Genomic DNA, 25,804 nt, shown 5'->3' with positions numbered 1-25,804 from the left:
AGTAGTAATGAATCTTTTTGAGTAATTAGTTATCGTCATCCATTCTTAAAACAGCCATAAATGCTTCTTGTGGTACTTCCACTGACCCAACCATTTTCATTCGTTTTTTGCCTTCTTTTTGTTTTTCTAATAATTTTCTTTTTCTCGTAATGTCGCCACCGTAGCATTTGGATAGAACGTTTTTGCGTATTGCTTTAATGTTTGAACGTGCGATGATTTTGTTTCCGACAGCAGCTTGAACAGGAACTTCAAACTGCTGTCTTGGGATTAATTTCTTTAATTTTTCTACGATTTGTTTTCCACGTTCAAATGAAAAGTCTTGATGAACAATAAAAGACAACGCATCTATTGTTTCTCCATTTAGCCAAATATCCATTTTTACTAGATTGGATACTTTATATCCAATCATTTCATAATCAAAAGAAGCATATCCCTTTGTCTGCGATTTCAACTGATCGAAGAAGTCATATACAATTTCAGACAAAGGGATTTCATACACAATATTCACTCGATTATCATCCAAATATTGCATATCGATGAAGTCCCCGCGTTTTTTCTGGCATAGTTCCATGACAGAACCAACAAAATCTTTCGGAACCATTATCGTCGCTTTTACATAAGGTTCTCGTACTTCCTGAATTTTTTGGTTATCTGGCATAAAGGATGGGTTATCAATCGATATTTCCTTCTGATCTGTTTGGATTACTTGGTAAATCACACTTGGCGCAGTTGTGATTAAATCAATGTCAAACTCACGCTCAATTCTTTCTTGAACAATTTCCATGTGCAGTAGTCCCAGAAAGCCACAACGGAAACCAAACCCTAACGCTTGTGAGGTCTCTGCCTCGTATTGCAAGGATGAGTCATTTAATTCTAGCCGCTCTAGCGCTTCTCTGAGGTCATTGTAATTATTTGCATCAACTGGATATAGACCACAGAACACCATTGGATTTAACCGGCGATAACCTGGTAAAGCATCTTTTGCTGGTGTTTGTGCAAGGGTAATTGTGTCACCAACCCGTGTATCACCGACATTTTTAATTGAGGCTGTTAAGTACCCAACATCCCCAACGGTTAATACATTCTGTGGAATAGGTTTTGGATTAAATACACCGATCTCATTTACTTCAAATTCTTTACCTGTTGCCATCATTTTTATTTTGTCCCCGACCTTAACCGATCCTTCTTTAATACAAACGTATGCAACTACACCGCGGTAAGAATCGTATAAGGAATCAAAAATTAACGCTTTTAGTGGTTCATTAGGGTTACCTACTGGAGCGGGAATTTTTTCAACGATTCGATCCAATATCTCATCGATGCCTATTCCCGACTTCGCACTGGCTAATATTGCTTCATCTCCATCAATCCCAATTACGTCGGTGATTTCTTGTTTCACCCGTTCAGGATCAGCACTAGGAAGATCAATTTTATTTATCACTGGAATAATTTCCAAGTCATTATCAAGTGCGAGGTATACATTAGCCAATGTCTGGGCCTCAATTCCTTGAGCAGCATCGACTACTAAAATGGCTCCCTCACATGCCGCAAGACTCCGTGACACTTCATATGTAAAATCGACGTGTCCAGGGGTGTCGATTAGGTGAAAGACGTATTCTTCTCCGTCCTTTTGTTGGTATTTTAACTGTACCGCATTCAGTTTAATCGTAATGCCCCGTTCACGCTCCAAGTCCATTGCATCAAGAAATTGTTCTTTCATTTCGCGTGAAGTTAATGCCTTTGTTTTTTCAAGAATTCGGTCTGCTAGTGTCGACTTTCCATGATCAATATGAGCAATAATCGAAAAATTACGTACTCTGCTCTGGTTTCTTTTGTTTGTCAATATGTTCAACTCCTATTTATCGGAAAGCAAATAAAACACGCATTTAAAGTGCTAGATTAAATTATAGCAACTGGAACGTAGATATTCAATCGAAAGTAGATATTCCATAACAAAGTGAATGCACTGAGTTCCGAAAAGAGACGGAAACTAGAAAACGATCACTCATTTTGAGCTATGAGTGACCGTTCGGTGCCAAAATTGCTGCACTTTATGTGACGTTAAATAGTGGACCATTATTTTAGAAAAATACTTGTACAAGCTGGTACACAGATTGGATCATCAAGTTGTAAAATGAAGATACCCCCTTTTCCATACTTCCTGCAAGTTTTTGAGTAAAATTAGACGATTCAATTTCCTGAAACTCTTGTTCTTTTTCCTCAAATGTTACCTGCTGAAGGTCTTTACCCAGCAATTCTACTTCAACGTTTCCCGCTTCATCTCTACTAGGTTGAACAGCTTCCTTCACATCTGCTGTCGCATACCCTCTCGTTTGTATAATTCCTTCACTTGCTTGATCGATCCCAAATAATGTGCCACCTAGAAACAAAATAATCATCATGAGTAGTGTTATTATCGTTTTTACCACTTGAATCACCTCCTATGGATTTGCTTGAACTTTTTCTGCTTGCCAGTAATAATCACTAAATATTTCTGCTAATACATCCGCTGTCCGATACAGTTCTTCCATTTTATTTTCTACCCCGCCAAATTCAATCGTTACAGCATTTTCAGATAAGTCTTGATTAAACACTCCGTTTGTTCCTTTGCCCTCTTTCGTTATAACGCCTCGACTTAGTCCTGGATATTTATCTTGAAGTTTATTGTCTAAATCCGTTGCTATTTTAAGATTTTTTTCATAATTAGGATTATCTCCACCTATAACAAAAAAGAGTCTGGCATATTTTTTTCCGTCGATTGTTTTTGTAGTCGTTTCCTTTGGTTGACTATCTCGATGCAAATCAAAAACAAATTGAATGTCCTTATTCGCTGAAAGTGCTTGTTTCAAGACCGATTTAGATGCAGTATAAGACTCTGCATAATCCATATTCTTTTCATTCAATAACGCCATAATGTCTGAGTTGCTTACGGACGAACCAATACCATTATCTTCAAGACTTTGAGCTAAACGATCACTTACATTCGTAATATTCACCTCAGCGCTGTGCGCCTCATCTGGTGTTGTTCCTTCTGGCAAATATGGTAAGAAAGACTCCCGGTTATGGGTGTTATAAATATAGACGACATCTTTCCCGTCAGTAGTTGGTTGATCTTTACTTTCCTTATTCTGGTCATTTCCTGCTAACTCTTCCTCATCAGGAACAGTTGCTGCTCTATCCTCTAACACTACGTCTAGTGGTGCCGCAGATTCAATCGGTAATGTTTGATAGGTTGTACCTTCTCCAGCTACGACGATTTTACTATTTTCATAAAACCCTGGTAGTTCTCTACCTAGTAAGCTTCTAGGATCACTAGGCTTAAGACTTGTTACTAACTGAAAGGTAACCTCTGACAAATTCAATGGTTCTATATCCCCTGGGAAGGCCTTCATAAACAACCTATTTTCAAATCCAAGCAAATAGAAAAATGAGGAACCTTGTATTTGCCTTGTCCATTCATTGATTGTATTAGAAGACAGACGATATGCTGGTTTAACTGTTGTCAATATACCAATTAAAAAAAATAAAACAGTTACACTTAGTATTAGCAATGTGCCTCTTTTGTATAAAGGTTTTAAATTTTGACTAAATATATGGAATGAGAAAGTACTCTTATTTTTATTCTTTTTCATCGTGCCATCCTTTCTAAATCTTTCTATCATCTCTAGTAGACTCTATGATAGAGATTTAAAAAGTAGAACGATTAAATAAGAGTGTGTTTAAAAAAATAGTAAAGTACTGGTTATCTCGTATAAGAACCAAAGTTTTCCACATCTACAGTTTCGTGTAGTGCTGCATTGACACTCGAGGCAACAACGTGTGCCATATCCTTCATAAAACCGTCTACTTCCTTTGGTGTTACCATGAGGTTGTGTCCAAGTGGAGTTAACACTTCTTTTATTAACGATCGTTTTTCCTCGTCTGAAAGTTCTCCAACCATTCCAAGTACCGCTTTCCTTTGTTCAGAATCAGGCATATCCGATTCCTTTAGTTTCTTTTTCTTACCGAAATTTAAACTAGATGGAGCAAGAGCTTTCGATGGTTTATCTTTCTCGTTCCATTCCCTTCCAAAATGCTTTAACAAGTAATCAATCGTATCACTTGTAATCGTCACTGCATCTACTACAGTTGGGACACCAAGTGCAATTACAGGTATTCCAAGCGTATCTTTACTAAGTTCCTTCCGCTTATTTCCAACACCAGAACCTGGATGAATACCAGTATCCGATAGTTGGATCGTTGCATTCACCCGTTCGATGGATCTGGAAGCAAGTGCATCAACAGCAATAATAAAATCTGGTTTTGTTTTTTCGATAATTCCATCAATAATGTCACTCGTTTCAATACCTGTCACTCCCATCACGCCGGGGGTCATGGCAGATACTGGGCGATATCCTTCTGCAACCTGATAAGGCTGTAGTTTGAACAAATGACTAGTTACAAGTATTTTTTCCATTGCCATCGGTCCTAAGGCATCTGGTGTAACATTTGAATTTCCTAGTCCTACTACTAAACACTTTGCATCATTTGGTACATTGTTTTCTTGTATCATTCTTTCTAATTCTCTAGATAGAACGACTGATGTGTGCTCCTGTAATTTCGTGTCCTGTTGCTTCACACCGTCAGAATAAATCGTAATATAATTACCAGCTTTTTTTCCAATTCGTTCAGCGCCACTTTCATCTATTTGAACATATGTAATGTTAATATCCCCGTCTGTTCTTTCCTTTACTTGTACACCATTAATTTTGTTTTCGTTTGTCTTCTCTTTTTCAACATACATGTCTCTTGCTTCAACAGCTAAATCTGTTCGAACTTCAAATAAGTTATCTTTTTGTTCCATCGTAAATGCCTCCCTTTTTATCTCTAGGATTGCCTTTACAACATAAATACATACATTCTTTCCCGTCACAATTACAAAGCTATTGAAAACCGCACTTTACTTTGGTAAAATAACTCTTGTTCAGATAGAGAGATAGTAGAAACAAGTTTTAATGGAGGTGAAAGATATGGCTAATATAAAATCTGCAATTAAACGCGTTCGTATTAATAATGAAAACCGTGCACAAAATCAGTCTTATAGAGCTGAAATGCGTACTGAAATCAAGCGTTTGGAAAATTTCGTAACGAGTAACGATGTTGAAAATGCTAAAAAGTCACTCGTAAACGCAACTCGTAAAATTGATAAGGCTGTTCAAAAAGGACTCATCCACAAAAATAAGGGTGATCGACAAAAATCACGCCTTACTAAAAAAGTGAACAATCTTAGTGCATAAATTTCTTTTTTGACCAACACCCAAACGATCCCCTAGAGAGGATCGTTTTTGTTTATTATAAGTGCGTTGTTCACTATAAACTACGCTTTTTTAGATAAGACACTTGTCCTTGTTACTAAGTGATACAATAACAATTCAAACGCAAGTCCTTTTTCCATTTGTCCTTGCTTCATCTGTACATCCGTTTCGGTAAACAATTGAATAATCCGTTTTAATTGATCATAAGAGAAGCTTTTCTCTCTTTGATGTGCCATTTTCACCACAAAAGGATGGACTTTTAATTGCTGTGCCATTTGCTTTTGTGAATATCCTTTCTCTGAGAGTACTTTCACATGGTATATGGTTCTAAATTGGGAAGCGAGTAATGCCAATAAGGCAATTGGCTCCTCTTTCGCTTTTTCTAACTCCTTAAATATTTGGATCGCTTTATCCAGCTTTTGATCAATTACTGCATCAACAAGTTTAAATCCCGACGTTTCAGCACTATTGGATAGCAGTTGTTCAGCAATATCAACTGTTACAAAACCATGATCACCTACATATAATGCGAGCTTTTGCATTTCATTTTGCAAGGCAAGCAAATTAGGACCTACCTCTTGTGCGATCAATTCGTTTACCGTATCCTGCAGCTCTATATTTAAATCGGATGCAATCTTATCGATCCATTTTTTTAATTCCCATTCCTTTACTGGTTCACAATGCACAATTTCTCCGGATTTCTTGATAGTCTTTGTTATTTTCTTCCTTTCATCCACTTTTTCATATGGTGCGATAAAAATAAGAACGGTGTATGGTGCAGGATTGATTAGATAGGATTGTAAAGCATCCATATTATGTTCTACAGCAACCTTGTCTGGACGAGCCTTTAGAAATATCGGATGATAAGCAAAGATAAGCTTTGTACCACCAAAAAAAGGATATGTTTCTGCGTCGGTAATAACGTCTTGAATCGTGGTTTCCTCAAGATCATATGTTGAAACATTCGTATCTTTATCCGCTTCGTTTAACACATAACGTACTAAATACTGTTTCACATCCTGTATTAAATAGGATTCTGTTCCGTAAACTAAGTATATTGGAGAAAATTGCTTTTCCTTTATTTTCTTTATTGCTTCAAAATAGGCCATTTCGATTCACTCCATCATAAGGATAATGTAATCGTAAATCGAAAACAACGATTGTGCAAGTAATGAAAGAGGGAAACAGCCTGTGACTGTCCCCCCCACAATCTATATTAACGCTTAAAAAACAGCCCCAGGATACTGCTTTCTAAGCGATATTTTCTGTTACTTATAGATTGACCACTTTACCTTAAAACTATGGGTGTTAACTCTTGCTAATAAAGGTAAGTAAAAGAGATAGCTCATAATCTGAATGATTTTTATTTCAAAGTGGATTTTTTGATTTCTTTCCCGTATACTAAAGTTGGATAAAAGGAGGGCTAAGTATGAATGAGTTTGAAAAAGAAGTACAATCAAAAAATAATGACGTTATTGACTCTGGAAATGGCTTCATCTTCTCATTCCTTTTTTTCACCATTATTTTTGCGATTGGTGTTATTATCGATGTTGTTGCAGGGTAATGCGAGCGAAAGAGACTGTTCTGGCAGTCTCTTTTTTATTATTCCGTAGGTTGTTGTTTTTTAGATTATTTATGGTAAGTACTTTGAAAATGTTCCTTTCTTTCCTGTAAAACGATAGCGAATCGAACCATGTTGATCCGTCCTTACAATTGCTATTCCCTGATTTTTCAGTTTGGAAACAACTTCTTTTGCAGGATGCCCATATTGATTATTCCTACCGACTGAAATCAACGCTATTTTGGGTTTTAGCCTCTCCAACCATTGATCAGAAGTGGAAAATTTACTGCCATGATGTGATACCTTTAAAACATCTGCCTTAAGATTAGGGTAGTTATTGATCATTTCCCTTTCTGACTTATTTCCTATATCACCACTAAACAGCCAACGAAGACCACCAAGTTCCGTGAATAACACGAGTGAATTTTCATTGGAAGTGCCGTTGTCAGAAGTAGGTGATAATGCAAGAAATGAATACCCTTTAATATCAATATATTCACCTTCCACCAATTTTGTTACGCGAACACCACTATCCTTCAGATTCTTTTTAGTCGTTTTTGAAATGTTAAAATATCGGCTTGTTACAATTTGCTTTACATCAAATCCATCTAATAAATAAGGGACACTTCCAACATGGTCTATATCTTCATGAGATAATATGAGGGAATCAATTTGACGGATACCTTTAGCATACAAGAAGGGTTTGATAATTTGGCGATAGGTCTTATCCGTTGCAGTTTGAAAATCTGACCCAATACTCCCCGCAGCATCTATGACGATAATTCCTCTACGGTACGGAAGTTCAATTACAAAGGAATCACCTTGACCGACATCAAGCATGGTCACGGTACTATACGGGGTAAAAAAGGGCTTAATCGACAATATAAAAAGAAAACAAACTAAAATCAAACCATACCGAAATGCTTGACGTTCACGTTCAGCACTTAAATACTTCATAAAGAATAAAAAGAGAAAAAAGTAGGAAATAAAAAGAATTGGGGATAGTTTTCCTATAACCCAAGGAAAATATAAGGATTGGTCCATCCATTCTAATACTCGAAGCATCATTTCATGTGTTGGAATAAACAAAGAATCCATTAATTTGGCTAACAAAGGAAAAGTATAGGTAAGAAAAAGGAGAAGAAACATAAGTGGAATCACGAGAAATGTGAAATATGGAACAAAAATCACATTAACCAAAACCGAAAGTGGATTAAAAAAGAAAAAATAGTAGAGCTGGAAGGGAAGGACAATTAGCTGACTAATTAAGCTTATTCTAAGAGCAACAAACAGCTTCGGTCCACTGAAGATTTTTTTAGACAAGAGCAATGCAAATGTGACGATAAAGGAAAGTTGAAAACCAATCTGAAATAGCATCGTTGGACTAACAATGATAAAAACCAGGAATAAAATACTTAGGCCATCGGTGAGAGAAATTTTTTTACCTGCTTTCAGAAAAAGGAAAGCAACTGCTGTCATCATAGATGCACGCCACACAGATGGTTCACCACCAGCTAAGATTGCATAAAAAGGCAAAAACAAAATAATAATCCATTGTGCTTTTTCTTTTGTTACAAGGTGAAATTTAACTAATGTTGTATAAAGAATACCGATAACGATTCCAACATGGAGTCCGGATATGGCTAACAAATGCGACAAACCCCAGCGTTGAAACAGTTCTTCTGTTTCGTTATCTATTCCCATTTTTTCTCCTATCAGAAGCGCCTGTAGCCAGGAAGATGTCAAAGGACTTAAAACATCCTTTGTCTTTACTACTATGTTTTGGCGGATAGAATAAATGAATTGGAGCCATGATTCACCTTCACACTGAATAGGATCACGATCGTCTAATGTGATATTCCAGTATATGCCATTATTGGCCAAATAATTTTTATAATCAAATTGCCCGGGATTGGTTGCCTGTTGTGGCTCTTGCACATTTCCTTTCATTGTACAAGAAGCACCTGTCTTTATCTCTTTTAATTGCTTGGCATCACGTTCAAACAAGAAAACCTCTATCAGCTGGTCATTTAAATCCCGTAAAGTAAACGAAATACCAGCGTCATTGTTACTTATGGACGATACAATTTTTCCTTGTAAGGTATCCTGCTTTGGAATGGGTGTTGATACAGCATGACTTTTTACGTTATAAATTAAATAAAAAGCAGCCATACCAATTACGATACTCATTATACAAACACGCAGCTTAATCCTTCGCCTCTTATATAACCAAAATAACCATGTGTAGCCTAGAATCGAAAAGAGAAAATGGTAAGTTGCACTTACACTATTGACGAATGCAATGAAAGCTACGATGTGCCAATATCCTTTCATTTGAGCCTGGTATGTTAAATGGGACTAATTTCATCCATTTATGGCCAGTATGAACACCTCCCGTTAATAACAATTGAGCTATAAATGGTTTGCCCCACCTCTAAGATTATTGCCGGTTGAAGTGATTTAACTGCAAATCTAAGGAGGTTTCTTCCAAGACAACTTTTTCCGCTTTTATGCCGGCATTTTCAAATAATTCAATCGCATAAGGATGATTTTTGTAGTCTGTGGCATAGTAAACTGTTTGTATACCACTTTGAATAATTGCCTTACAGCACTGGATGCAAGGGAAGTGCGTAACATAAAGTTCAGCCTGATCTGTTGCGACACCAAACTTAGCACATTGTAGTAATGCATTCATTTCAGCATGAATCGTCCGAATGCAATGACCATCAATAACGTAACACCCCTCGTCAATACAATGCACACCTCCAGATACACTTCCATTATATCCACCAGCAATAATACGCTTGTCCCTTACAATTGTTGCCCCAACCATTAACCGTTCACATGTAGAGCGTAACGCTAACAAATGGCTTTGAGCCATAAAATATTGATCCCAAGAAATACGTTCCATTTCAAATCATCCTTACCAAGTTTATTTAGAACCCTACTGACAAAAGTTTTTTTTAGTTTACCCTCCACATAAGAATCCGTCAACACACTATGGAATCAGAATACTATCTCTCATTTTTTCTAACGTTTTTTCTCCGATACCATTAACGTTTAACAGGTCTTCAACTGTTTGAAAATTTCCGTTTTCTTCTCTATAATCGATAATTGCTGCTGCTTTTACTGCTCCAATTCCATTTATGCTCTCGATCTCCTCTTTTGTAGCAGTGTTTAATCTTATTTTCGTTGTCCCGTTTTCCCCTCCATCCATTTGGCCACTAGCTGTTGGAAGAACGGCTTTTGTGTCTCCTATTTTTGGTACGTAAATGACCATTTCATCGTAAACCTTTTGTGCTAGGTTAACAGCATCGACCTGTGCATCCTTCGTAAAGCCACCTGCTATATCAATTACTTCTCCAACCCTTTTTTGACCTTGTATTTCAACTACGCCAGGCCGTTCTACTTCACCTTTCACGTCAACAATTATGACAGAAACAGTATTATCTTGCTTTTCCCCCTCGATATTGGCAGGTTCTTTCACCATTACCTCATCTATAAATTCCATTTGATTTGGCTCTTTTCTCTGTTTGTCTACCATCCAAATGACGATCACAATTACAACAAGTAAGCCAATCAATATTTTTGCTCGATAGCCTTTCATCCAGTATCACTTCTTTTCTCATAAGTTTTTATAGGAAAACATACACTTTAAAAGACACGAATATAGGGAGGGCTGTTCGTATGAGATGGGGAGTTATCGGAACGGGGAATATGGGAGGAATTTTAATTGATGCATGGATGAACTCCAATGTAATGGAAGAGAAAGATTTGTTTATTACGAACCGTTCCATACAAAAAGCTTATCAGTATAAGGAATCCTATCCCAGGATCCAAGTATGTGAACAGGTTGATCAACTAGTAAAAGAAGTAGACATCATCTACATCTGCGTTAAACCCCTTGAAATATACCCTCTTTTAACTGAAATCGGACCGTATCTAAATAAAGATCAATGTATCGTTTCCATTACAAGCCCATTTTCAGTTGAAAGATTGGAATCACTCGTTCCTTGTCAGGTTGCACGAATGATTCCAAGTATTACAAATAGAGCCTTGGCAGGAATTACCTTGACCACCTTTGGTGAACGAGTAACAAAAGAAATGCAAGGTTACTTAACACAAAGTAGTCGCTTATATTCTAAACCCGTATCGATTGAAAATAATGTGACTCGCGTTTCTTCAGATATTGTATCTTGCGGTCCAGCATTTTTTGGATATTTGGCAGAGCAATTCATCAAAGCGGCAAGTGAGGAAACAGAGATTTCAAAAGAAACCGCAACCATACTTACAGAAGAAATGTTTATTGGATTTGGAAAGTTGTTAGCTGATGGACACTTCACATTAACGGAACTCATTGAAAAAGTATGTGTAAAGGGAGGTGTTACTGGAGAAGGAATCGGATCGATGGAACAAGATATTGGTAAGCTTTTTCACCATCTATTCCAACATACACACAACAAATACAATGAGGATATCGAAAAGATAGGCGCACAATTAACAAACTAGGTTTTCATATTGTATTTATTCGACAAAGTATTCCAAATTCCTTTTTTTTTTACTTTTAAATTTTTTAATCTTAGGCGCAAAAAAATTCGAGGACTGCCTTAACACCTCGAATTTTTTTGCGCTACAAAGAAGATGCGTTCTGTTTCACTCGTTATAGCTCCTTCCGCAGTAGAGAAGTCACCATAAATTCCAAGCACTGTAAACCCTGTTTCGCGCAGCAATGTCTGATATGTATCTACCGGAAAACTTCTTTGGTGATGCTGTTCATCAAACCGATCATAATGACCTTCATTCAAAACAAAAAAAGTTAAGTCATGTAGCACTTCCCCCTCCGATTCACCAGATTCACAAAACCACACATAGGCAATGTCGTCGTAAATTTCAGCGAATGTTTGATTTTTTAAATCATTCTCGAGATGGGAAATGGAATGAACATCGAACAAAAAAATTCCTTCCTGCTTTAATAGGTGGTTAATCGAGCAAAATGCCTGTTTCACTTCTTCCTCTGTAGTTAAATAATTGATCACATCACAATAACTTACTGCAACATCAACGTCAGATAGCCCATGTAGAGAACGAATGTCTTGCTGGATCCAATTTATCTCAATATTTGCTTCAGCTGCTTTCATTTGTGCATAACTTAACATATCTGCCGAGGCGTCCACTCCATATAAATGAAATCCTGCTTGTACGAGTCGTTGGGTAATTTCACCTGTGCCGCAACCTAAATCAACAATTGTTGTTGGATCGTAGTCATATAAGTCAAGTATGTAATTCGTAAACTGTACCCATTTGTCATATGGTGCATCCTGCATAAGTCGATCATAATGAGCCGCCATCCGTAAATAGGACATATTTTACCCACCAAAGCTTTCTGAAGACGTTTCCACTAACGGTGCATCTCCCCATAGACGCTCCAGATTATAATATTGTCTTTCATCCTTATGAAAAATGTGGCATACAACATCACCTAAATCAACAAGAACCCATCTTGCTTGTTCAAAACCTTCAAGACGTTTTACAATTCGTTCATTTTCTTCGGCCTTTTCTTGAACCTCTTTTGCTATTGCCTGAACCTGTCTCTCATTGTTCCCGTGACAAATTAAAAAGTAATCTGAAACAAGGGAAACTTGCTGCATATCTAGCAAGACAATATCTTCTCCACGTTTTTCATCGCAGGCCTTTACCGCTAACTGTGCCAGTTGTTTACTATCCATTTCCTCTTTCCTCCTGTTCATGATCATGAAGTTTCATAAAAAAATTGTACGCATAAAAAGTATCTGGATAAATACGCTGATTTTTAGACATTAAAAACGGTATTGTGTTTTGCAAAGCCATTAAACAGGCTTCGTTAAGATTCGTTTGGGCAACCTCTCTTACCTTATCCACCCCTGGAAAATTTCTACCAGGTTCAATGTAGTCGGCCAAAAATATCATCTTTTCTAACTGAGACATATTATCTCTTCCAGTTGTATGATAGCGGATCGCAAACTTAATTTCTGCATCTGTTATTCCATATTCTCTTTCTACCAGAATAGATCCAACAGGCCCATGCCACAATTCATAATGAAAGCTTAATAAATCCTTTGGGAGATTCTCTTTCAGTATCCATCTCTTCAGCTCTTCTGTAGGTCTATATTTTGCATAATCGTGAAAAGCTCCCGCTAATTCTGCTTTTTTTTGATTTCCACCATGTAGACCTGTCAATTGAACCGCTGTTTCCACTACTCGAATAGTATGATCAAATCGAGCTTTTTTTAAATGTGGCTCGACATATGTAAGTGCCTCATTCAAATCCATACAAATGCCTCTCCTTTATTATTTTTTGAACAATATCAGGAACAAAATAACGAACGGGCTGATTGTTTGCTATTCTCTCCCGAATCATCGTAGAGGAAACATCAATTAATGGTGCTTCCACTTCAAGAATCGGGTATTTACTAGTTAATGGAAACCCTTTTCTCTTTACACCTACAAATTGAATGAAACGCACTAACTCTTCAACTTTATACCAGTTAGGCAAATACTCTACCATGTCCGCTCCAATGATAAAGTAAAAAGTAACATTTTGATTATCTTTTTTTAACTGTCTTACCGTATCATATGTATATGACTTACCAGACCGTTCTATTTCCAATAAGTTAACAGAAAAATGTTCATTCGTTTGGATAGCCGCTTCTAGCATTTTTATTCTGTCTTCCACACGCGTCTTAGCTTTTTCTTTATGTGGAGGTTCATAGGAAGGTACAAACCAAACTTCATCCAGCTCTAACTTAAAGTGCACTTCTTCTGCCATGATTAAATGACCAAGATGAGGTGGATCAAACGTTCCTCCAAGGATTCCAATTTTTTTCATCTTTACCTCCTTACCTCCTTCGCCGTACAAAGCGGTTTCCCTTTTATCATGTTTCAAAACCTTTCAATCTTTGTTCTAATTCCCTGTCCATTAACTCCACTTCGACCTTTTGGTTCGTCCATAGTTCAAACGCATATTGAGCCTGGTATAACAGCATCGTGTGTCCCATATGGGTAAATCCTCCATGGGATTTTGCATCTTGTAGAAATGCTGTTTGTAAAGGCTGGTACACAATATCACTCACAACCGTACCTTTCTTTAGAGTGGTCAAAGGGATCGGTTGTTCTTTACTATTTGGTTTCATGCCAACATTGGTTGTTTGGATAATCAAATCATAGTCGCGAAGCTTTTCTTTTGCTTCCTCCATTGTAAAAATAAATGTTTCCGTTGTCCTTTCGCCTAATTCTAATAATAAATTAGCTTTAGAAATCGTTCGGTTTGCAATATCTACCTGTTTCATGTTTTCAGTTACTAAAGCCCGGTAAATTCCTCTTGCAGCCCCACCAGCTCCAAGTATAAGTACCCTCTTATCATCAGAAATAACTTCTGGATAAGCAGACTTTAATGAACGAATATATCCTTTTCCATCTGTATTATACCCGATCCATTTCCCATCATGATCAATCACTGTGTTTACTGCACCTGTTCTCTTTGCATCAGGATCCAGTTGATCTAAATAAGGGATGATTTTCTGTTTAAACGGAACGGTGACATTGAATCCTTGAAGATCCATTGTTTTCAAATTTTTTACTTCTTTGTCAAATTCATCTGGAGCGATTTCAAATATGTTGTAGGAACCTTTTATTTTCGCAGTTTCCATAAAACGCTGATGAATCCATGGTGACAAAGAATGTTTTGCAGGATACCCAATTAAACCTAATGATATTCCCATTTTTCTTTCTCCTCCCCACTTTATAGCAAGTGTTCATAAAATCGACAAGTCAGAAGGTCGACTAATGTTGCCACGTTCTGTGCGTCGCAAGTAGATCGAGGCGGTAGTTATCGGTCATATTAATGATTTTCGCAATGAAATCGAAACACCAACAGGACTATGTGCATTTATTGTAGCACCACTCGTTGAAATGGTAACCCAGCCTAGCCCAGGAAACACAACATCTGTTTTTTCGGAACTGACCTTGTGTGTGCTTGATCGTAAAGCAGGAAAATCTTGTAATGTCTCCTCGTTAGGCGGTGAGAGCAATGATCCAACTTGTCGTTTGTACAACTCGTCTGCGTTTTCTATTTTTGTTCGATGGATCTTTAATGCATTTGAAAAATAACAAACAAACGACTGGTGCTCTCCTTTGATAAAATCTAATCGAGCTAACCCCCCGAAAAATAGAGTTTGACCTTCATTCAGTTGAAAAACGACCGGCTTAATTTCCTTTTTGGGAGTTATTATTTTTAGATCCTGCTTTGAGACATAATGTGCCATCTGATTTCTGTTTATGACGCCTGGTGTATCAAAAAGCGAACTAGACTTGTCCATTGGTATTTCAATAAATCCTAATGTTGTACCAGGAAAATAAGAGGTTGTAATCGCGTTCTCAATACCTGTTGTTTTGTTAATCAGTTGATTAATAAACGTCGATTTACCGACATTTGTACTCCCAACCACATAAATGTCTCTACCCTCTCTTAGTTGTTCAATGGAGGTCTCTAACTCGTCCATACCGTTGCCAGTTACAGCAGAAATCAAAAATACTGCTTCTGTTTTTACCCCATATTCTTTGGCCGATTCTTTAAGCCAATGTTTGAGTTTATTCAGATTTGCTGATCTTGGTAGCAAGTCCACTTTATTTCCTACTAGAACAATGGGATTATCTCCAGTTAGGCGCGGCAGACTCTTAATAAAACTTCCATTAAAGTCAAAAATATCGATAAGTTTGATTATTAATCCTTTTGTATTACGTATTTGACTAACCATTTTTAAAAAATCGTCGTCCTGATAGGAAACATCCTGTACTTCATTGTAGTGTTTTAAACGAAAGCACCTTTTACAAATAACGGTATCGCTTTTTAATGCTGCCCCTGGTACAAATCCAGGCTTATCCGGATTTTCCGTTTGAATCTCAACTCCGCAGCCCTGACACAAAATTGCTTTCACATTTAATCCTCCCAAGTAATCATTCCTCTTCTTCTCATCCAATTTAACATTCTGCGTTCTATTTTCCGATTCATTCTAGTAATTTTTCCATCTGTTTGAACAATAGGAACAACCAAAATAGTATAAAACCCAGCCAAATTTCCGCCTAGTACGTCTGTTAACAGCTGATCGCCAACAACGACGATCTCATCTCTTGACAACTTCATTTCTTCCACGGCCTTACGAAATGCATGACCAAGTGGCTTTCGTGCATTGTACACGTAAGGCGTTTCTAACGGATTTGAAAATAGTTTTACCCTATCTTCCTTATTATTAGAGATTATGGTTACCTTTATCTCGTTTTTTTTCATAATTTTAAACCATTCCACAATAACAGGAGGAGCATCCCGTACATCCCATGGCACTAACGTATTATCAAGGTCCGTAATGATTCCTTTAACCCCTTGTTCTTTTAATTGGTCTGGTTTTATGTCAAGGACGCTTTTCACATGTTCATTTGGCAAAAACTTTTTTAGCAATGTATTCACTCCAGTTCATCATACGTTCCAATACTTCCGAAATAAGAATAAAAGGATGATCAAAACATCAAAATTTATTTCATCATTTACTATAGACGAAAATTTCTAGAATCACAATTTTTCAACATAATTTAGGTAAAACGAACATATCTATGCGAACGAACAAAAAAATTTTCTATAAACTTTTCGACAATTTTTGCCACCGCCGAATCTGTGGATAACTTTGTTCACATAATAAACAGTGTTGTACCAACTTTTCCTCAAATTATATACAGTTTACTAACATGTTATCTACAGTTGCCTGTAGATAAGTCGGTTCTTGTCCGCCATATGTATTCATGGTAAAGTAATATTATCTTAAAAATGCTTAAGAGTGACTTCCAGTACAGGAGGGACTGTAATATGGAACATTTGTCTGATGAATTATTAATCGAATCGTACAAAAAAGCTAATGAACTTCATTTAAGTAAAGAGTTCATCCATCTGATTGAGAGAGAGATTCAAAGAAGAAGCTTATCACACAAGATTCGCTATTCAAGTTAATCGGATCTTCATTGTGAAATTAGTTCCAAGCAACTAGGCCAAAATATTGGACAAGTTATCTATAACCAAACTGGAACAAATATATGAAAACATATGCACCTAATAAAGTGGAATGATTAAAGCTCTTGTCGCATTTGCTACAAGGGTTTTTTATATGTCCTACATAAATTCCATCCTAGAGGCTGTTTTTTAACATAAAGTTTGTCAACTTTTTGAACACGGTCGATCACGAGAACTTAAAATAAATATATTCAGTTGAATTTATCTTACTCTTTTGTTTAAAATGGAGTGGACTAGATAGCATAGAGTATAATTTATACAATTTGAATATAGGATAAAACCGATTTGACAATCTCGGTTTAAGGAGGATGTTTCTTTCGATGATTTTCACCGTATTTTTTCCACTTATTATTGCAATTGTTATCCCTTTCCTTAATAGATTTAAAAAAAGAATCCATACAGGGGTTTTTGCACTTGTTGTCCCACTTGGCATTTTCCTTTATTTTATTCGGTTTATTGGCGAGGATTTTCAACCTGTTAGCCAGCAAGTCCCCTGGATACCATCTTTAAATATTATGCTTGACTTCTATTTAGACGGGCTAAGCTTACTTTTTGTTTTACTCATTAGTGGAATTGGGGCATTAGTAACCTTATATTCTATATATTATTTACATAAAAATGAAAAATTAGGTCACTTCTATGTGTACCTGTTAATGTTCATGTCTGCCATGCTTGGTGTCGTGTTATCGGATAACGTATTTGTCTTATATAGTTTTTGGGAACTCACATCTATTTCGTCCTTTTTGCTAATTGGCTACTGGAACCATCGAGAGCGCTCAAGGTATGGAGCACTTAAATCGTTGTTAGTTACTGTATTTGGTGGATTAAGCATGTTTGCTGGACTTATTCTTTTGTCCATCATTACTGAAACGACAAGCATTCAGGAAATGGTTCTTCAAAAGGAGATGTTGTTAAACAATGACTATTTCCCATTGATTATGACTTTCCTTTTATTAGGTGCATTTACGAAATCTGCGCAATTCCCATTTCATATTTGGCTTCCTGATGCAATGGAGGCACCTACACCCGTTAGTGCTTATCTTCACTCAGCTACAATGGTAAAAGCAGGAATCTTTCTAGTTGCTCGATTTTCTCCCATTTTATCTGGATCAGAGTGGTTTTTTATTGTTGTAAGCATTGTTGGAATTATTACGCTCTGTTGGGGATCTTATATGGCTGTAAGACAAACCGATTTGAAAGCCATTTTAGCATTTTCTACTATCAGTCAACTAGGCATGATCATGGCCATGTTAGGCTTTGGTACGGAAGTTGCTGTTTTTGCAGCTGCTTTTCATATTTTAAATCACGCAACCTTTAAAGGTAGCTTGTTTATGGTCGCGGGGATCGTTGATCATGAAACAGGTTCGAGAGATATTCGGAAGCTTGGCGGTTTATTTACTTTCCTTCCAATAACGGCAACACTAGCTCTTTTTGGTACTTTTTCTATGGCTGGAGTGCCGCTTCCATTCTTAAATGGCTTTTATAGTAAGGAGATGTTTTTTGATTCTGCCCTTAACCTAACAGAGGGATCATTAACGCTCACCACCTTTTTACGAAACGTTATACCGTACTTAGCGGTATTTGGCAGTATTTTTACTTTTGTTTATTCCATGTACTTGTTTTTCGGAACCTTTACTGGCAAAGGGGATATTGGTTCATTACCAAAAAGACCACATGAAGCCCCTGTCGGAATGCTTGTACCACCAGCCATTCTTGTTGTGGGGATCATTCTGATTGGTCTATTCCCAAATATGGTAAACCAACCGTTCCTTGCTCATGCAGCAGAAGCAATTTCAGGAATGAAGCTTGAGGAAAAAATCGCTTTTTGGCATGGAATCACCCCACCGTTTCGTATGTCTTTAACGGTAGTAGGTATTGGTACACTATTATTTGTATTCAGAAACAAATGGAAAGGTATCTATCATGCCATACCAGGCCCGCTTAGCCTTAACAGAGTATACGATTGGCTTCTTGAAAAAACAGAATCTTATTCTTCAAGAATGACAAAAGGATATATGAATGGCTCGATATCAAGATATGTTGCCTTGATTTTAACTACCATCCTCCTAGTCACATTTACCTTCATGGGCTTCACGGAAGGGTTTGTAATGGATACGAGTAATCTTGCTGAAGTTTCTACTTTAGAAATTTCGATAGCTATCGTCATGATTGTTGCTGCATTTGGAACCATTTTTTCAAACAACAATATTGCAGCTATTATCATTTTGGGCGTTGTCGGATATGGAATATCTACTTTATTCGTCATTTACCGAGCACCAGACCTTGCACTTACACAGCTTATCGTTGAAACGGTTACAGTCGCCTTGTTTTTACTCTGTTTTTACCATTTGCCAAAGCTACGAAAAAATGTGGATTCTAAACGGACAAAAATAATAAATAGTGCCATCGCTATTAGTTTTGGAACGTTGATGACAATGGTAGCGATCTCTTCACATAGTAGTAAATGGTTTGAGCCTATCTCGGAATATTTTATTGAAACTTCCGAGGAACTTGCTGGTGGAGATAACGTTGTAAATGTGATTTTAGTAGATATGCGTGGACTTGACACATTATTTGAAATTACCGTACTAGGAATTGCTGCACTAGGCATTTATGGTCTTATACGACTTCGTAACAAAAAGGAGGAAAATGAATAATGGAAATTATTATGTCCATTCTGGCTGGTACTCTTTTTGGAACTGGAATATATAACCTCCTTCAAAAACAATTATTACGAATTATTATCGGAACAGTATTAATTTCCAATGGTGCCCACTTATTTATTTTAACAATGGGAGAGTTAAAAAGAGGACAACCACCCATTTTACGTGAAGGTGTAACGGATTATGTTGATCCGCTCCCACAAGCATTAATCCTTACATCAATCGTTATTAGCTTTGGGGTAACAAGCTTACTACTAGTACTAGCTTATCGGGCGTCAAAAGAAAATCAGACAGACAATATGGATAAAATGAGAGGTAACGAATATGAGTAATTTAGCTGCTTTACCGATAATCATTCCACTTATATCAGGGATTCTGTTAATATTTTTACATAATCGAATGACAGTTGTACGAATATTAGCTAAAGTACTAACCCTTGGCAATTTAGCGGTTGTTGCCTACATCGCCTATTACATCTACCAAAATGGAACGATAACTTTAGAAGCAGGTGGTTGGCAAGCTCCTTATGGAATCGTTCTTGTAGCAGATATGTTATCGATAATTTTAGTGTTAACGACAAATCTTGTTGCAGTGGCTGCCGTTTTTTATGCACCCTCTTCCTTAAGCAATAAACAGGAACATTTTTATTTTTATACGTTTTATTTTCTCCTCATTACAGGAGTTTCTGGGGCATTTTTAACTGGAGACATATTTAACTTGTTTGTATTCTATGAGGTAATGTTAATGGCTTCTTATGCGTTAATTGTACTAGGCGGTGGTCGAATCCAGTTACGTGAGTCCATTAAATATGTATTGATAAATTTGTTTTCTTCTGTATTGTTTGTAACTACAGTTGCCTTTCTTTATTCAGTCGTTGGAACGGTCAATATGGCGCAACTTGCGGAGAGGGTCGGAGAAGTAGAACAAAAGGGAATATTGACTACGATTGCTATTCTATTTTTTTTCGTTTTTGCTATCAAAGCCGCATTGTTCCCATTATATTACTGGTTACCAAATTCTTACGTTGCTCCCAATCCAGTCGTTTCTGCTCTATTTGGTGCATTACTTACCAAGGTCGGCATTTATTCTATTTTGCGCGTGTTTACCTTGATCTTTATTTACGATCCAAATTTGCAACAGTTTTTCATTTGGATTGCTGGCCTGACCATGCTGTTTGGTGTAATTGGTGCTCTGTCAACCAATAATATTAAACTCGTCATCGCATATAACATTATTCCAGCTGTTGGATTTATGATTTTGGGGATAGGTTTATTTAACCAAACCGCTATTAGTGGAACAGTATATTATTTAGTACACGACATGATTATAAAGGCTGCCCTCTTTTTATTGGTTGGTGCTGTAGCATATTTAGCTGGAACAACTGATCTCCGGAAAATAAAAGGATTCATGCATCACTACCCCGTACTAGGGTGGCTGTTTTTACTTGCTACTTTTGTTCTTGCAGGGATTCCACCGTTTAGCGGATTTATTGGGAAATTACTGCTTCTGCAAGCTGGACTTGCTTCCGACAGAGTGATCATTGTAATAATTGGTTTAATCACAAGTTTTCTTATTCTTTTGTCCTTAATGCGTATCTTTATCCAATGCTTTTGGGGAGAAAAGGACAATGATGCCTATACTGTGGATAAACAAGCAGCAAGGAAATTCACGTTACCTGTCATACTTTTACTTTTCTTCTCTGTCGTTCTTGGCATAGGGGCTGAATTTTTCTACCCGATTGCTGAATCCATTGGAAAATATTTAATGAATCCAGAAATCTATATCGATTCTGTACTAAAGGAGTAAATGACAATGCCTTTTCAGATTGTGTTAAATCTAATTATTGCTGTTATGTGGATGTTCCTTAGTGAAAGCTATTCCTTTGCTTCCTTTTTTGCGGGCTATATCATTGGGATTTTCTTATTATTTCTGCTCCGGCGCTTTATACCTGATGCTTTTTACATGAAACGGCTGACGAAAATCATCAGCCTCATCCTTCTTTTTATGAAAGAATTAATTTTATCTAATCTTGAAATTGTTAAGCTTGTTTATAGGCGCAATCCAGATATAAAACCAGGAATATTTGCACTGCCTACCGAATTAAAGAGTAATTGGGAAATCACTTTATTAGCTAATTTAATTACATTAACACCTGGTACTTTGACAGTAGCAGTATCAGATGACAACACTGTGCTCTATATCCACGCAATGGACATAGATGATATCGATGAAGCAATTAGATCGATCAAAGATACCTTTGAAAAAGCAATTATGGAGGTGACAAGATGACAAATATTATGGACTTCACTCAGAATATGGTTGAAGTTGTTTCCATTATATGTATCATTGCTATCTCCATATCGTTGGTTCTCCTTCTATATCGCGTAATTAAGGGGCCTTCGAATCCAGATAGAGCTGTTGCACTTGATGCAATTGGTGTAAACATAATGGCACTTGCTGGGTTATTGGCTGTTCTTCTGGTAACGACTTATTTTAATGACGTCATCCTTCTTATAGGGATTCTGTTATTTATCGGTACGATCGCTATTGCAAAATTTTTAGAAAAGGGGGTCATTATTGATCATGACATGGATTAACATAGGTATGAACATCATTGTCATATTCTTTCTTTTAACTGGCACCTTCTTTATTTTCTCAACATCAATTGGACTATTGCGTTTCCCTGATATATATACCCGCCTGCACGCTTCTACGAAAGCGGCAACACTTGGAGTTGCTGGTATACTGATCGGTTCCTTCTTATTTTTGTATGCTGAACATGGCATTGTCAGTGGAAAACTACTGCTAGGAATTGCATTTATGCTTCTGACCGCCCCTGTTTCTGGACATATGATTTCCAGAGCTGCTCATAATAGCGGCGTAAAGCCGTGGGGGGATAAAGTTGAGGATGAATATGAAAAAGTTAAAAACCTAAAAAGCGAATAATTATTTCTGCCCCTTCCCTTGCACATATGTGTTAAGGGTTTTTTACATGCAATACGTACACTTTAGCAATTGACACGTATTTGAATTGAATCATTTTTTTGTGTGGACAGACACAATTCCCCACATCCATACATAGGTTGAATATATAGGCTTTAGCCCAAACTATGTAGGAGGTGCATGTATTTGTCTACCATTCTAAGCGCACTTGCTTTTCTTATTAAGGAAGCGCTATTTTTTGTTTCTTACGTAAAAAATCATGCCTTTCCACAGCCACTTCCTCCAGACGAAGAGGCACAATATATTAAAAAAATGAACGAAGGGGATGCTGAAGCTCGTAATATTTTAATTGAACATAACCTTCGTTTGGTGGCACATATTGTGAAGAAATTTGAAAATACGGGAGAAGACACTGAAGATTTAATTTCTATCGGAACCATTGGGCTAATTAAAGGAATTGAAAGCTTTTCAAGTGGGAAGGGAACAAAACTTGCAACATATGCTGCAAGATGTATCGAAAATGAAATACTGATGCACTTAAGAGCCATAAAGAAAACAAAAAAAGACGTTTCTCTTCAAGATCCTATTGGTCAGGATAAAGAAGGAAATGAAATTAGCTTAATTGACATTTTACAAGCTGAGAATGAAGATGTTATCGAGTACATTCAATTAAATATGGAAGTAAAAAAGATAAAAGAATACCTCGATATTTTAGACAAGAGGGAAAAAGAAGTGATCATTGGTAGATATGGTCTAAATGGCCAAGACGAACTAACCCAAAGAGAAATCGCAAAAAAATTAAATATATCTAGAAGTTACGTTTCTAGAATTGAAAAACGCGCTTTAATGAAGGTGTTTCATGAATACTACAAAAAAGAAATAAAGAACACAACCTAATAGTTGCCATTTCACCTTTACGAGGTGGTTTTATAAGGAAATGGTCCAAATAGAGGTTGTTCAACTAAAGAAAATTCGCCTATTTTTACCTTTACCGACCAGTATAATAGTACAAAAAGATAGACGACACATATCCTAATAGTAGCTGATGTAGAGATACAATTAGTATGTAAAGGTAGGTGAACACCATGATACCAGGCTTTGGATATCCGCCATACGGGTCACATACACCTTATACACCTTACACACCATTTTACTACGTTCCTCAACCACCAGTTGGTTACGCCTATGGGGGAAGTACGAATGGTTTTGGGTGGATCATCATTGCGCTTGTTCTACTACTACTATTTGGTAGCGGATATTATTTCAACCTTGATTGATAAGTATAAAACAAAGCCTCTGGTGAAATGGCGCACCAGAGGCTTTGTTTCGGATTTATCGTTTTGTTGAACGAGCATTACAAATCAAGCTTTTGAACGATATTCATAATTAAATCGGCTGAATTATTTGATGCTTTTTCTAAAAAAGCATCAAAGGAAACAGACGATTCCTTACCAGCAATATCAGACAAAGCGCGCGTGATCACAAACGGGGTACGATATTGATAGCAAACTTGTGCGATTGCTGCAGCTTCCATTTCTGCCGCTAACATATCGGGGAATTTTTCTCTAACAAAGGATACTTTTTTTTCATCCTGCATAAAAGAATCACCTGTTGCAATCACACCTACCGCGGCATGTAAATGCTCCATTTCATCCACCGATTGAATCGCTAATTGAACCAGGTTTTGTGAGGCCTCGTACATTGCAGGCATCCCTGGAACCTGTCCATATGCATAATCAAAAGCTGTTACGTCTACGTCATGATGTGTGACCTTTGTGGATATAACCAAATCTCCCACTTCGAGTTCATTAGCAAACCCACCAGCCGACCCAGTGTTGATGATATACGTTGGCTGGTATCTTTCATGTAAAATAGTAGTAGCCATTGCTGCATTTACTTTTCCAATACCAGATTTCAGTAAGACTACAGTACGATTAAACAGCTTTCCTTTAACAAGACGACAGCCAGCAATCGTAGTTTCTTCTTCTTTTTCCATGTATTCCTCTAGTCGTTTTACTTCTTCATCCATTGCACCTATTATGCCGATTATCATCGCGGTTCCTCCTTACCTACCGAGCCCTTTTCCTAATTATCCTCTGACTCACCATCATTGGTGTCCTCATCCTGAGAAAAACGATCCTTTTGATCATTTTCTTTTAATACTTCCACTTTCGTTGGTTTCCATCCTTCATTTTCTATCCAAGTAACATAAGCCCTGTAGTTCTCTGTTTGTTCATTATTCGTTACTGTTGCAACAATGGACTGTTCGCCATTATTAGTGACCCACCATTGTATCATATTGTCCTTGCTAAGCCCTGTAGCTAGACTCACCGCATCGATCATTTCCTGCCAATCCTGAGAATCTTGCTGTGGGAATTGATATGGTCCTTCTTTTGGTGTCCCAACAGGTTCCCAGTCCCCTGTATACGCTCGAATAACATTATCATCTTGCGGATTATCTAGTTCCTCTGTGTCACTTTCAATGTTGGGTACCGATTCTTGGTCGTCATTAACAGTATCCTCATCTGTGCCTGTATTCTCATTCGTATCTTCTGGCTCGTCCATTTGGCCTGTTTCACCATCCAGTTCGTCAACAGCATCATTTTCTGTTTCTTCTGTTTTTGACGTAGCTGCTTGATCCTGCTCATCCTTACCCCCACCAAAAATAAGAAGACCCACTAATAAAACGATTAATAATGAACCCAACACAATAAACACAGATATCATCTTTGTGTTTTTTCTTCGCTTGTCAAATCGATCTACTCTAGAATATGTATCGTATTCTTCAGACATCTAGTTCACCCTCCTTATTCTATATTATACTATGTTCTACCAATTCAACCAATGCTCCAAAATATCTAATAGTATTTTGTATGTTTTGTACAACCTCTGTAACTCAAAAAATTTTCATGAATTTGTCGAAGTTCTTCTAGTTTTGGCATATAGGAAGGAGAACGTGCATAAACATCAAATATAAAACAAAGTAGGATGTTAAGGAGTGTGTTATCAATTGAAATTTACAATGTTCGATCAACAAATGTGGGGTAATTTATCATTTGAAAAAATTGGATACGATAAAAACAACCGCGTATTTATCATTTATCTATTAAATGGTCAACAACTTGAATTTTCAGGAATGGATGAACGCACTGTTTTTCAGTTTATTATTGCACAGGATAAAGAAATATTTATACAGAACTTTCTACTTCCTAACTACAAGTATATTCAAAGGGAAGCAGAGGTCTCCTAA

The 25,804-nt window shown here is 37.0% G+C and carries 29 protein-coding genes and 1 pseudogene; 13 read left to right on the top strand and 17 right to left on the bottom strand.

The window, feature by feature from the left end; translation table 11 throughout:
* Positions 1–25: 25 nt before the first annotated feature.
* From lepA to gpr, 4 genes are all read right to left on the bottom strand, one after another.
* The gene (gene lepA / locus NC797_RS10380) at positions 26–1,843 is read right to left on the bottom strand and encodes a translation elongation factor 4 (RefSeq protein WP_272436720.1); all 1,818 of its coding nucleotides are present in this window, start codon (positions 1,841–1,843) and stop codon (positions 26–28) included.
* A gap of 238 nt (positions 1,844–2,081) precedes the next feature.
* Positions 2,082–2,429 (bottom strand): DUF3679 domain-containing protein, encoded by a 348-nt coding sequence (locus NC797_RS10375; protein WP_272436719.1) that lies wholly within the window; start codon positions 2,427–2,429, stop codon positions 2,082–2,084.
* A gap of 12 nt (positions 2,430–2,441) precedes the next feature.
* A complete protein-coding gene (gene spoIIP, locus NC797_RS10370) occupies positions 2,442–3,632 on the bottom strand; it encodes a stage II sporulation protein P (protein WP_272436718.1) in 1,191 nt (396 codons plus the stop codon).
* Positions 3,633–3,742: 110 nt separating this feature from the next.
* The gene (gene gpr / locus NC797_RS10365) at positions 3,743–4,843 is read right to left on the bottom strand and encodes a GPR endopeptidase (RefSeq protein WP_272436717.1); all 1,101 of its coding nucleotides are present in this window, start codon (positions 4,841–4,843) and stop codon (positions 3,743–3,745) included.
* A gap of 166 nt (positions 4,844–5,009) precedes the next feature.
* Between gpr and rpsT the strand changes: the two genes are divergently transcribed.
* Positions 5,010–5,276, top strand: a complete 267-nt coding sequence (rpsT, locus tag NC797_RS10360) for a 30S ribosomal protein S20 (RefSeq protein WP_272436716.1) — start codon at positions 5,010–5,012, stop codon at positions 5,274–5,276.
* 80 nt (positions 5,277–5,356) lie between these two features.
* Here the strand turns inward: rpsT and holA are convergent, their stop codons facing one another.
* Positions 5,357–6,403, bottom strand: coding sequence for a DNA polymerase III subunit delta (gene holA / locus NC797_RS10355; protein WP_272436715.1), 1,047 nt, complete (start codon positions 6,401–6,403; stop codon positions 5,357–5,359).
* A 320-nt stretch (positions 6,404–6,723) separates the two neighbouring features.
* Between holA and NC797_RS10350 the strand changes: the two genes are divergently transcribed.
* Entirely contained in the window at positions 6,724–6,858 is a 135-nt protein-coding gene (locus NC797_RS10350; protein WP_272436714.1) for a YqzM family protein, read from the top strand.
* A gap of 69 nt (positions 6,859–6,927) precedes the next feature.
* Here NC797_RS10350 and NC797_RS10345 read toward each other — a convergent pair whose 3' ends face one another.
* The 3 genes and pseudogenes from NC797_RS10345 to NC797_RS10335 form a co-directional block, all read right to left on the bottom strand.
* Complete coding sequence (locus NC797_RS10345) at positions 6,928–9,189, bottom strand: DNA internalization-related competence protein ComEC/Rec2 (RefSeq protein ID WP_272436713.1); 2,262 nt, start codon at positions 9,187–9,189, stop codon at positions 6,928–6,930.
* 130 nt (positions 9,190–9,319) lie between these two features.
* Positions 9,320–9,766 (bottom strand): annotated as a pseudogene (locus NC797_RS10340) (ComE operon protein 2); the annotation flags it as partial.
* Positions 9,767–9,853: 87 nt separating this feature from the next.
* Positions 9,854–10,462, bottom strand: a complete 609-nt coding sequence (locus tag NC797_RS10335; RefSeq protein WP_272436711.1) for a helix-hairpin-helix domain-containing protein — start codon at positions 10,460–10,462, stop codon at positions 9,854–9,856.
* An 80-nt stretch (positions 10,463–10,542) separates the two neighbouring features.
* On the opposite strand from NC797_RS10335, the gene comER reads away from it, so the two are divergent.
* Positions 10,543–11,364, top strand: coding sequence for a late competence protein ComER (gene comER / locus NC797_RS10330; protein ID WP_272436710.1), 822 nt, complete (start codon positions 10,543–10,545; stop codon positions 11,362–11,364).
* Between the two features lie 98 nt (positions 11,365–11,462).
* Here comER and NC797_RS10325 read toward each other — a convergent pair whose 3' ends face one another.
* From NC797_RS10325 to NC797_RS10295, 7 genes are all read right to left on the bottom strand, one after another.
* A complete protein-coding gene (locus NC797_RS10325; RefSeq protein ID WP_272436709.1) occupies positions 11,463–12,218 on the bottom strand; it encodes a class I SAM-dependent DNA methyltransferase in 756 nt (251 codons plus the stop codon).
* A 3-nt stretch (positions 12,219–12,221) separates the two neighbouring features.
* A complete protein-coding gene (rsfS, locus tag NC797_RS10320) occupies positions 12,222–12,581 on the bottom strand; it encodes a ribosome silencing factor (RefSeq protein ID WP_272436708.1) in 360 nt (119 codons plus the stop codon).
* A complete protein-coding gene (gene yqeK / locus NC797_RS10315) occupies positions 12,574–13,164 on the bottom strand; it encodes a bis(5'-nucleosyl)-tetraphosphatase (symmetrical) YqeK (protein WP_272436707.1) in 591 nt (196 codons plus the stop codon). Before yqeK ends, rsfS begins: the two co-directional genes overlap by 8 nt.
* Positions 13,151–13,720, bottom strand: coding sequence for a nicotinate-nucleotide adenylyltransferase (locus NC797_RS10310; protein ID WP_272436706.1), 570 nt, complete (start codon positions 13,718–13,720; stop codon positions 13,151–13,153). Before NC797_RS10310 ends, yqeK begins: the two co-directional genes overlap by 14 nt.
* Positions 13,721–13,766: 46 nt before the next feature.
* The gene (gene aroE, locus NC797_RS10305; RefSeq protein ID WP_272436705.1) at positions 13,767–14,612 is read right to left on the bottom strand and encodes a shikimate dehydrogenase; all 846 of its coding nucleotides are present in this window, start codon (positions 14,610–14,612) and stop codon (positions 13,767–13,769) included.
* A gap of 114 nt (positions 14,613–14,726) precedes the next feature.
* On the bottom strand, positions 14,727–15,827 hold the full coding sequence (gene yqeH, locus NC797_RS10300; protein WP_272436704.1) for a ribosome biogenesis GTPase YqeH: 1,101 nt from the start codon (positions 15,825–15,827) through the stop codon (positions 14,727–14,729).
* A gap of 2 nt (positions 15,828–15,829) precedes the next feature.
* The gene (locus NC797_RS10295) at positions 15,830–16,345 is read right to left on the bottom strand and encodes a YqeG family HAD IIIA-type phosphatase (RefSeq protein ID WP_272436703.1); all 516 of its coding nucleotides are present in this window, start codon (positions 16,343–16,345) and stop codon (positions 15,830–15,832) included.
* A 402-nt stretch (positions 16,346–16,747) separates the two neighbouring features.
* On the opposite strand from NC797_RS10295, the gene sda reads away from it, so the two are divergent.
* The 9 genes from sda to NC797_RS10250 all read left to right on the top strand — a co-directional run bounded on the left by sda (position 16,748) and on the right by NC797_RS10250 (position 23,831).
* A complete protein-coding gene (gene sda / locus NC797_RS10290; protein ID WP_272436702.1) occupies positions 16,748–16,888 on the top strand; it encodes a sporulation histidine kinase inhibitor Sda in 141 nt (46 codons plus the stop codon).
* A 380-nt stretch (positions 16,889–17,268) separates the two neighbouring features.
* Positions 17,269–19,605 (top strand): Na+/H+ antiporter subunit A, encoded by a 2,337-nt coding sequence (locus NC797_RS10285; RefSeq protein WP_272436701.1) that lies wholly within the window; start codon positions 17,269–17,271, stop codon positions 19,603–19,605.
* Positions 19,605–19,943, top strand: coding sequence for a Na(+)/H(+) antiporter subunit C (locus NC797_RS10280; protein WP_272436700.1), 339 nt, complete (start codon positions 19,605–19,607; stop codon positions 19,941–19,943). The genes NC797_RS10285 and NC797_RS10280 overlap by 1 nt, the downstream gene beginning before the upstream one ends.
* Positions 19,936–21,417, top strand: a complete 1,482-nt coding sequence (locus tag NC797_RS10275) for a Na+/H+ antiporter subunit D (RefSeq protein WP_272436699.1) — start codon at positions 19,936–19,938, stop codon at positions 21,415–21,417. Before NC797_RS10280 ends, NC797_RS10275 begins: the two co-directional genes overlap by 8 nt.
* Before the next feature lie 6 nt (positions 21,418–21,423).
* The gene (locus NC797_RS10270) at positions 21,424–21,900 is read left to right on the top strand and encodes a Na+/H+ antiporter subunit E (protein WP_272436698.1); all 477 of its coding nucleotides are present in this window, start codon (positions 21,424–21,426) and stop codon (positions 21,898–21,900) included.
* Entirely contained in the window at positions 21,897–22,208 is a 312-nt protein-coding gene (locus NC797_RS10265; RefSeq protein WP_272436697.1) for a Na(+)/H(+) antiporter subunit F1, read from the top strand. Before NC797_RS10270 ends, NC797_RS10265 begins: the two co-directional genes overlap by 4 nt.
* A complete protein-coding gene (mnhG, locus tag NC797_RS10260) occupies positions 22,195–22,557 on the top strand; it encodes a monovalent cation/H(+) antiporter subunit G (RefSeq protein WP_272436696.1) in 363 nt (120 codons plus the stop codon). The genes NC797_RS10265 and mnhG overlap by 14 nt, the downstream gene beginning before the upstream one ends.
* Before the next feature lie 183 nt (positions 22,558–22,740).
* Positions 22,741–23,451, top strand: a complete 711-nt coding sequence (gene sigK / locus NC797_RS10255; protein ID WP_272436695.1) for an RNA polymerase sporulation sigma factor SigK — start codon at positions 22,741–22,743, stop codon at positions 23,449–23,451.
* 188 nt (positions 23,452–23,639) lie between these two features.
* On the top strand, positions 23,640–23,831 hold the full coding sequence (locus NC797_RS10250) for a hypothetical protein (RefSeq protein WP_272436694.1): 192 nt from the start codon (positions 23,640–23,642) through the stop codon (positions 23,829–23,831).
* A gap of 77 nt (positions 23,832–23,908) precedes the next feature.
* Here NC797_RS10250 and mtnN read toward each other — a convergent pair whose 3' ends face one another.
* Both mtnN and NC797_RS10240 read right to left on the bottom strand, forming a co-directional pair.
* Positions 23,909–24,607 (bottom strand): 5'-methylthioadenosine/S-adenosylhomocysteine nucleosidase, encoded by a 699-nt coding sequence (mtnN, locus tag NC797_RS10245; protein ID WP_272436693.1) that lies wholly within the window; start codon positions 24,605–24,607, stop codon positions 23,909–23,911.
* Between the two features lie 32 nt (positions 24,608–24,639).
* On the bottom strand, positions 24,640–25,347 hold the full coding sequence (locus NC797_RS10240; RefSeq protein ID WP_272436692.1) for a YrrS family protein: 708 nt from the start codon (positions 25,345–25,347) through the stop codon (positions 24,640–24,642).
* A 217-nt stretch (positions 25,348–25,564) separates the two neighbouring features.
* On the opposite strand from NC797_RS10240, the gene NC797_RS10235 reads away from it, so the two are divergent.
* Positions 25,565–25,804 carry a hypothetical protein gene (locus NC797_RS10235; RefSeq protein WP_272436691.1) on the top strand — a complete coding sequence of 80 codons (240 nt, stop codon included), beginning with the start codon at positions 25,565–25,567 and terminating at the stop codon, positions 25,802–25,804.

The organism is Terrihalobacillus insolitus, assembly GCF_028416575.1.
In the GTDB taxonomy this organism is placed as follows: domain Bacteria; phylum Bacillota; class Bacilli; order Bacillales; family Amphibacillaceae; genus Terrihalobacillus; species Terrihalobacillus insolitus.
Note: the sequence above shows the minus strand (reverse complement) of the source record. Positions and strands in the feature narration are given on the sequence as shown.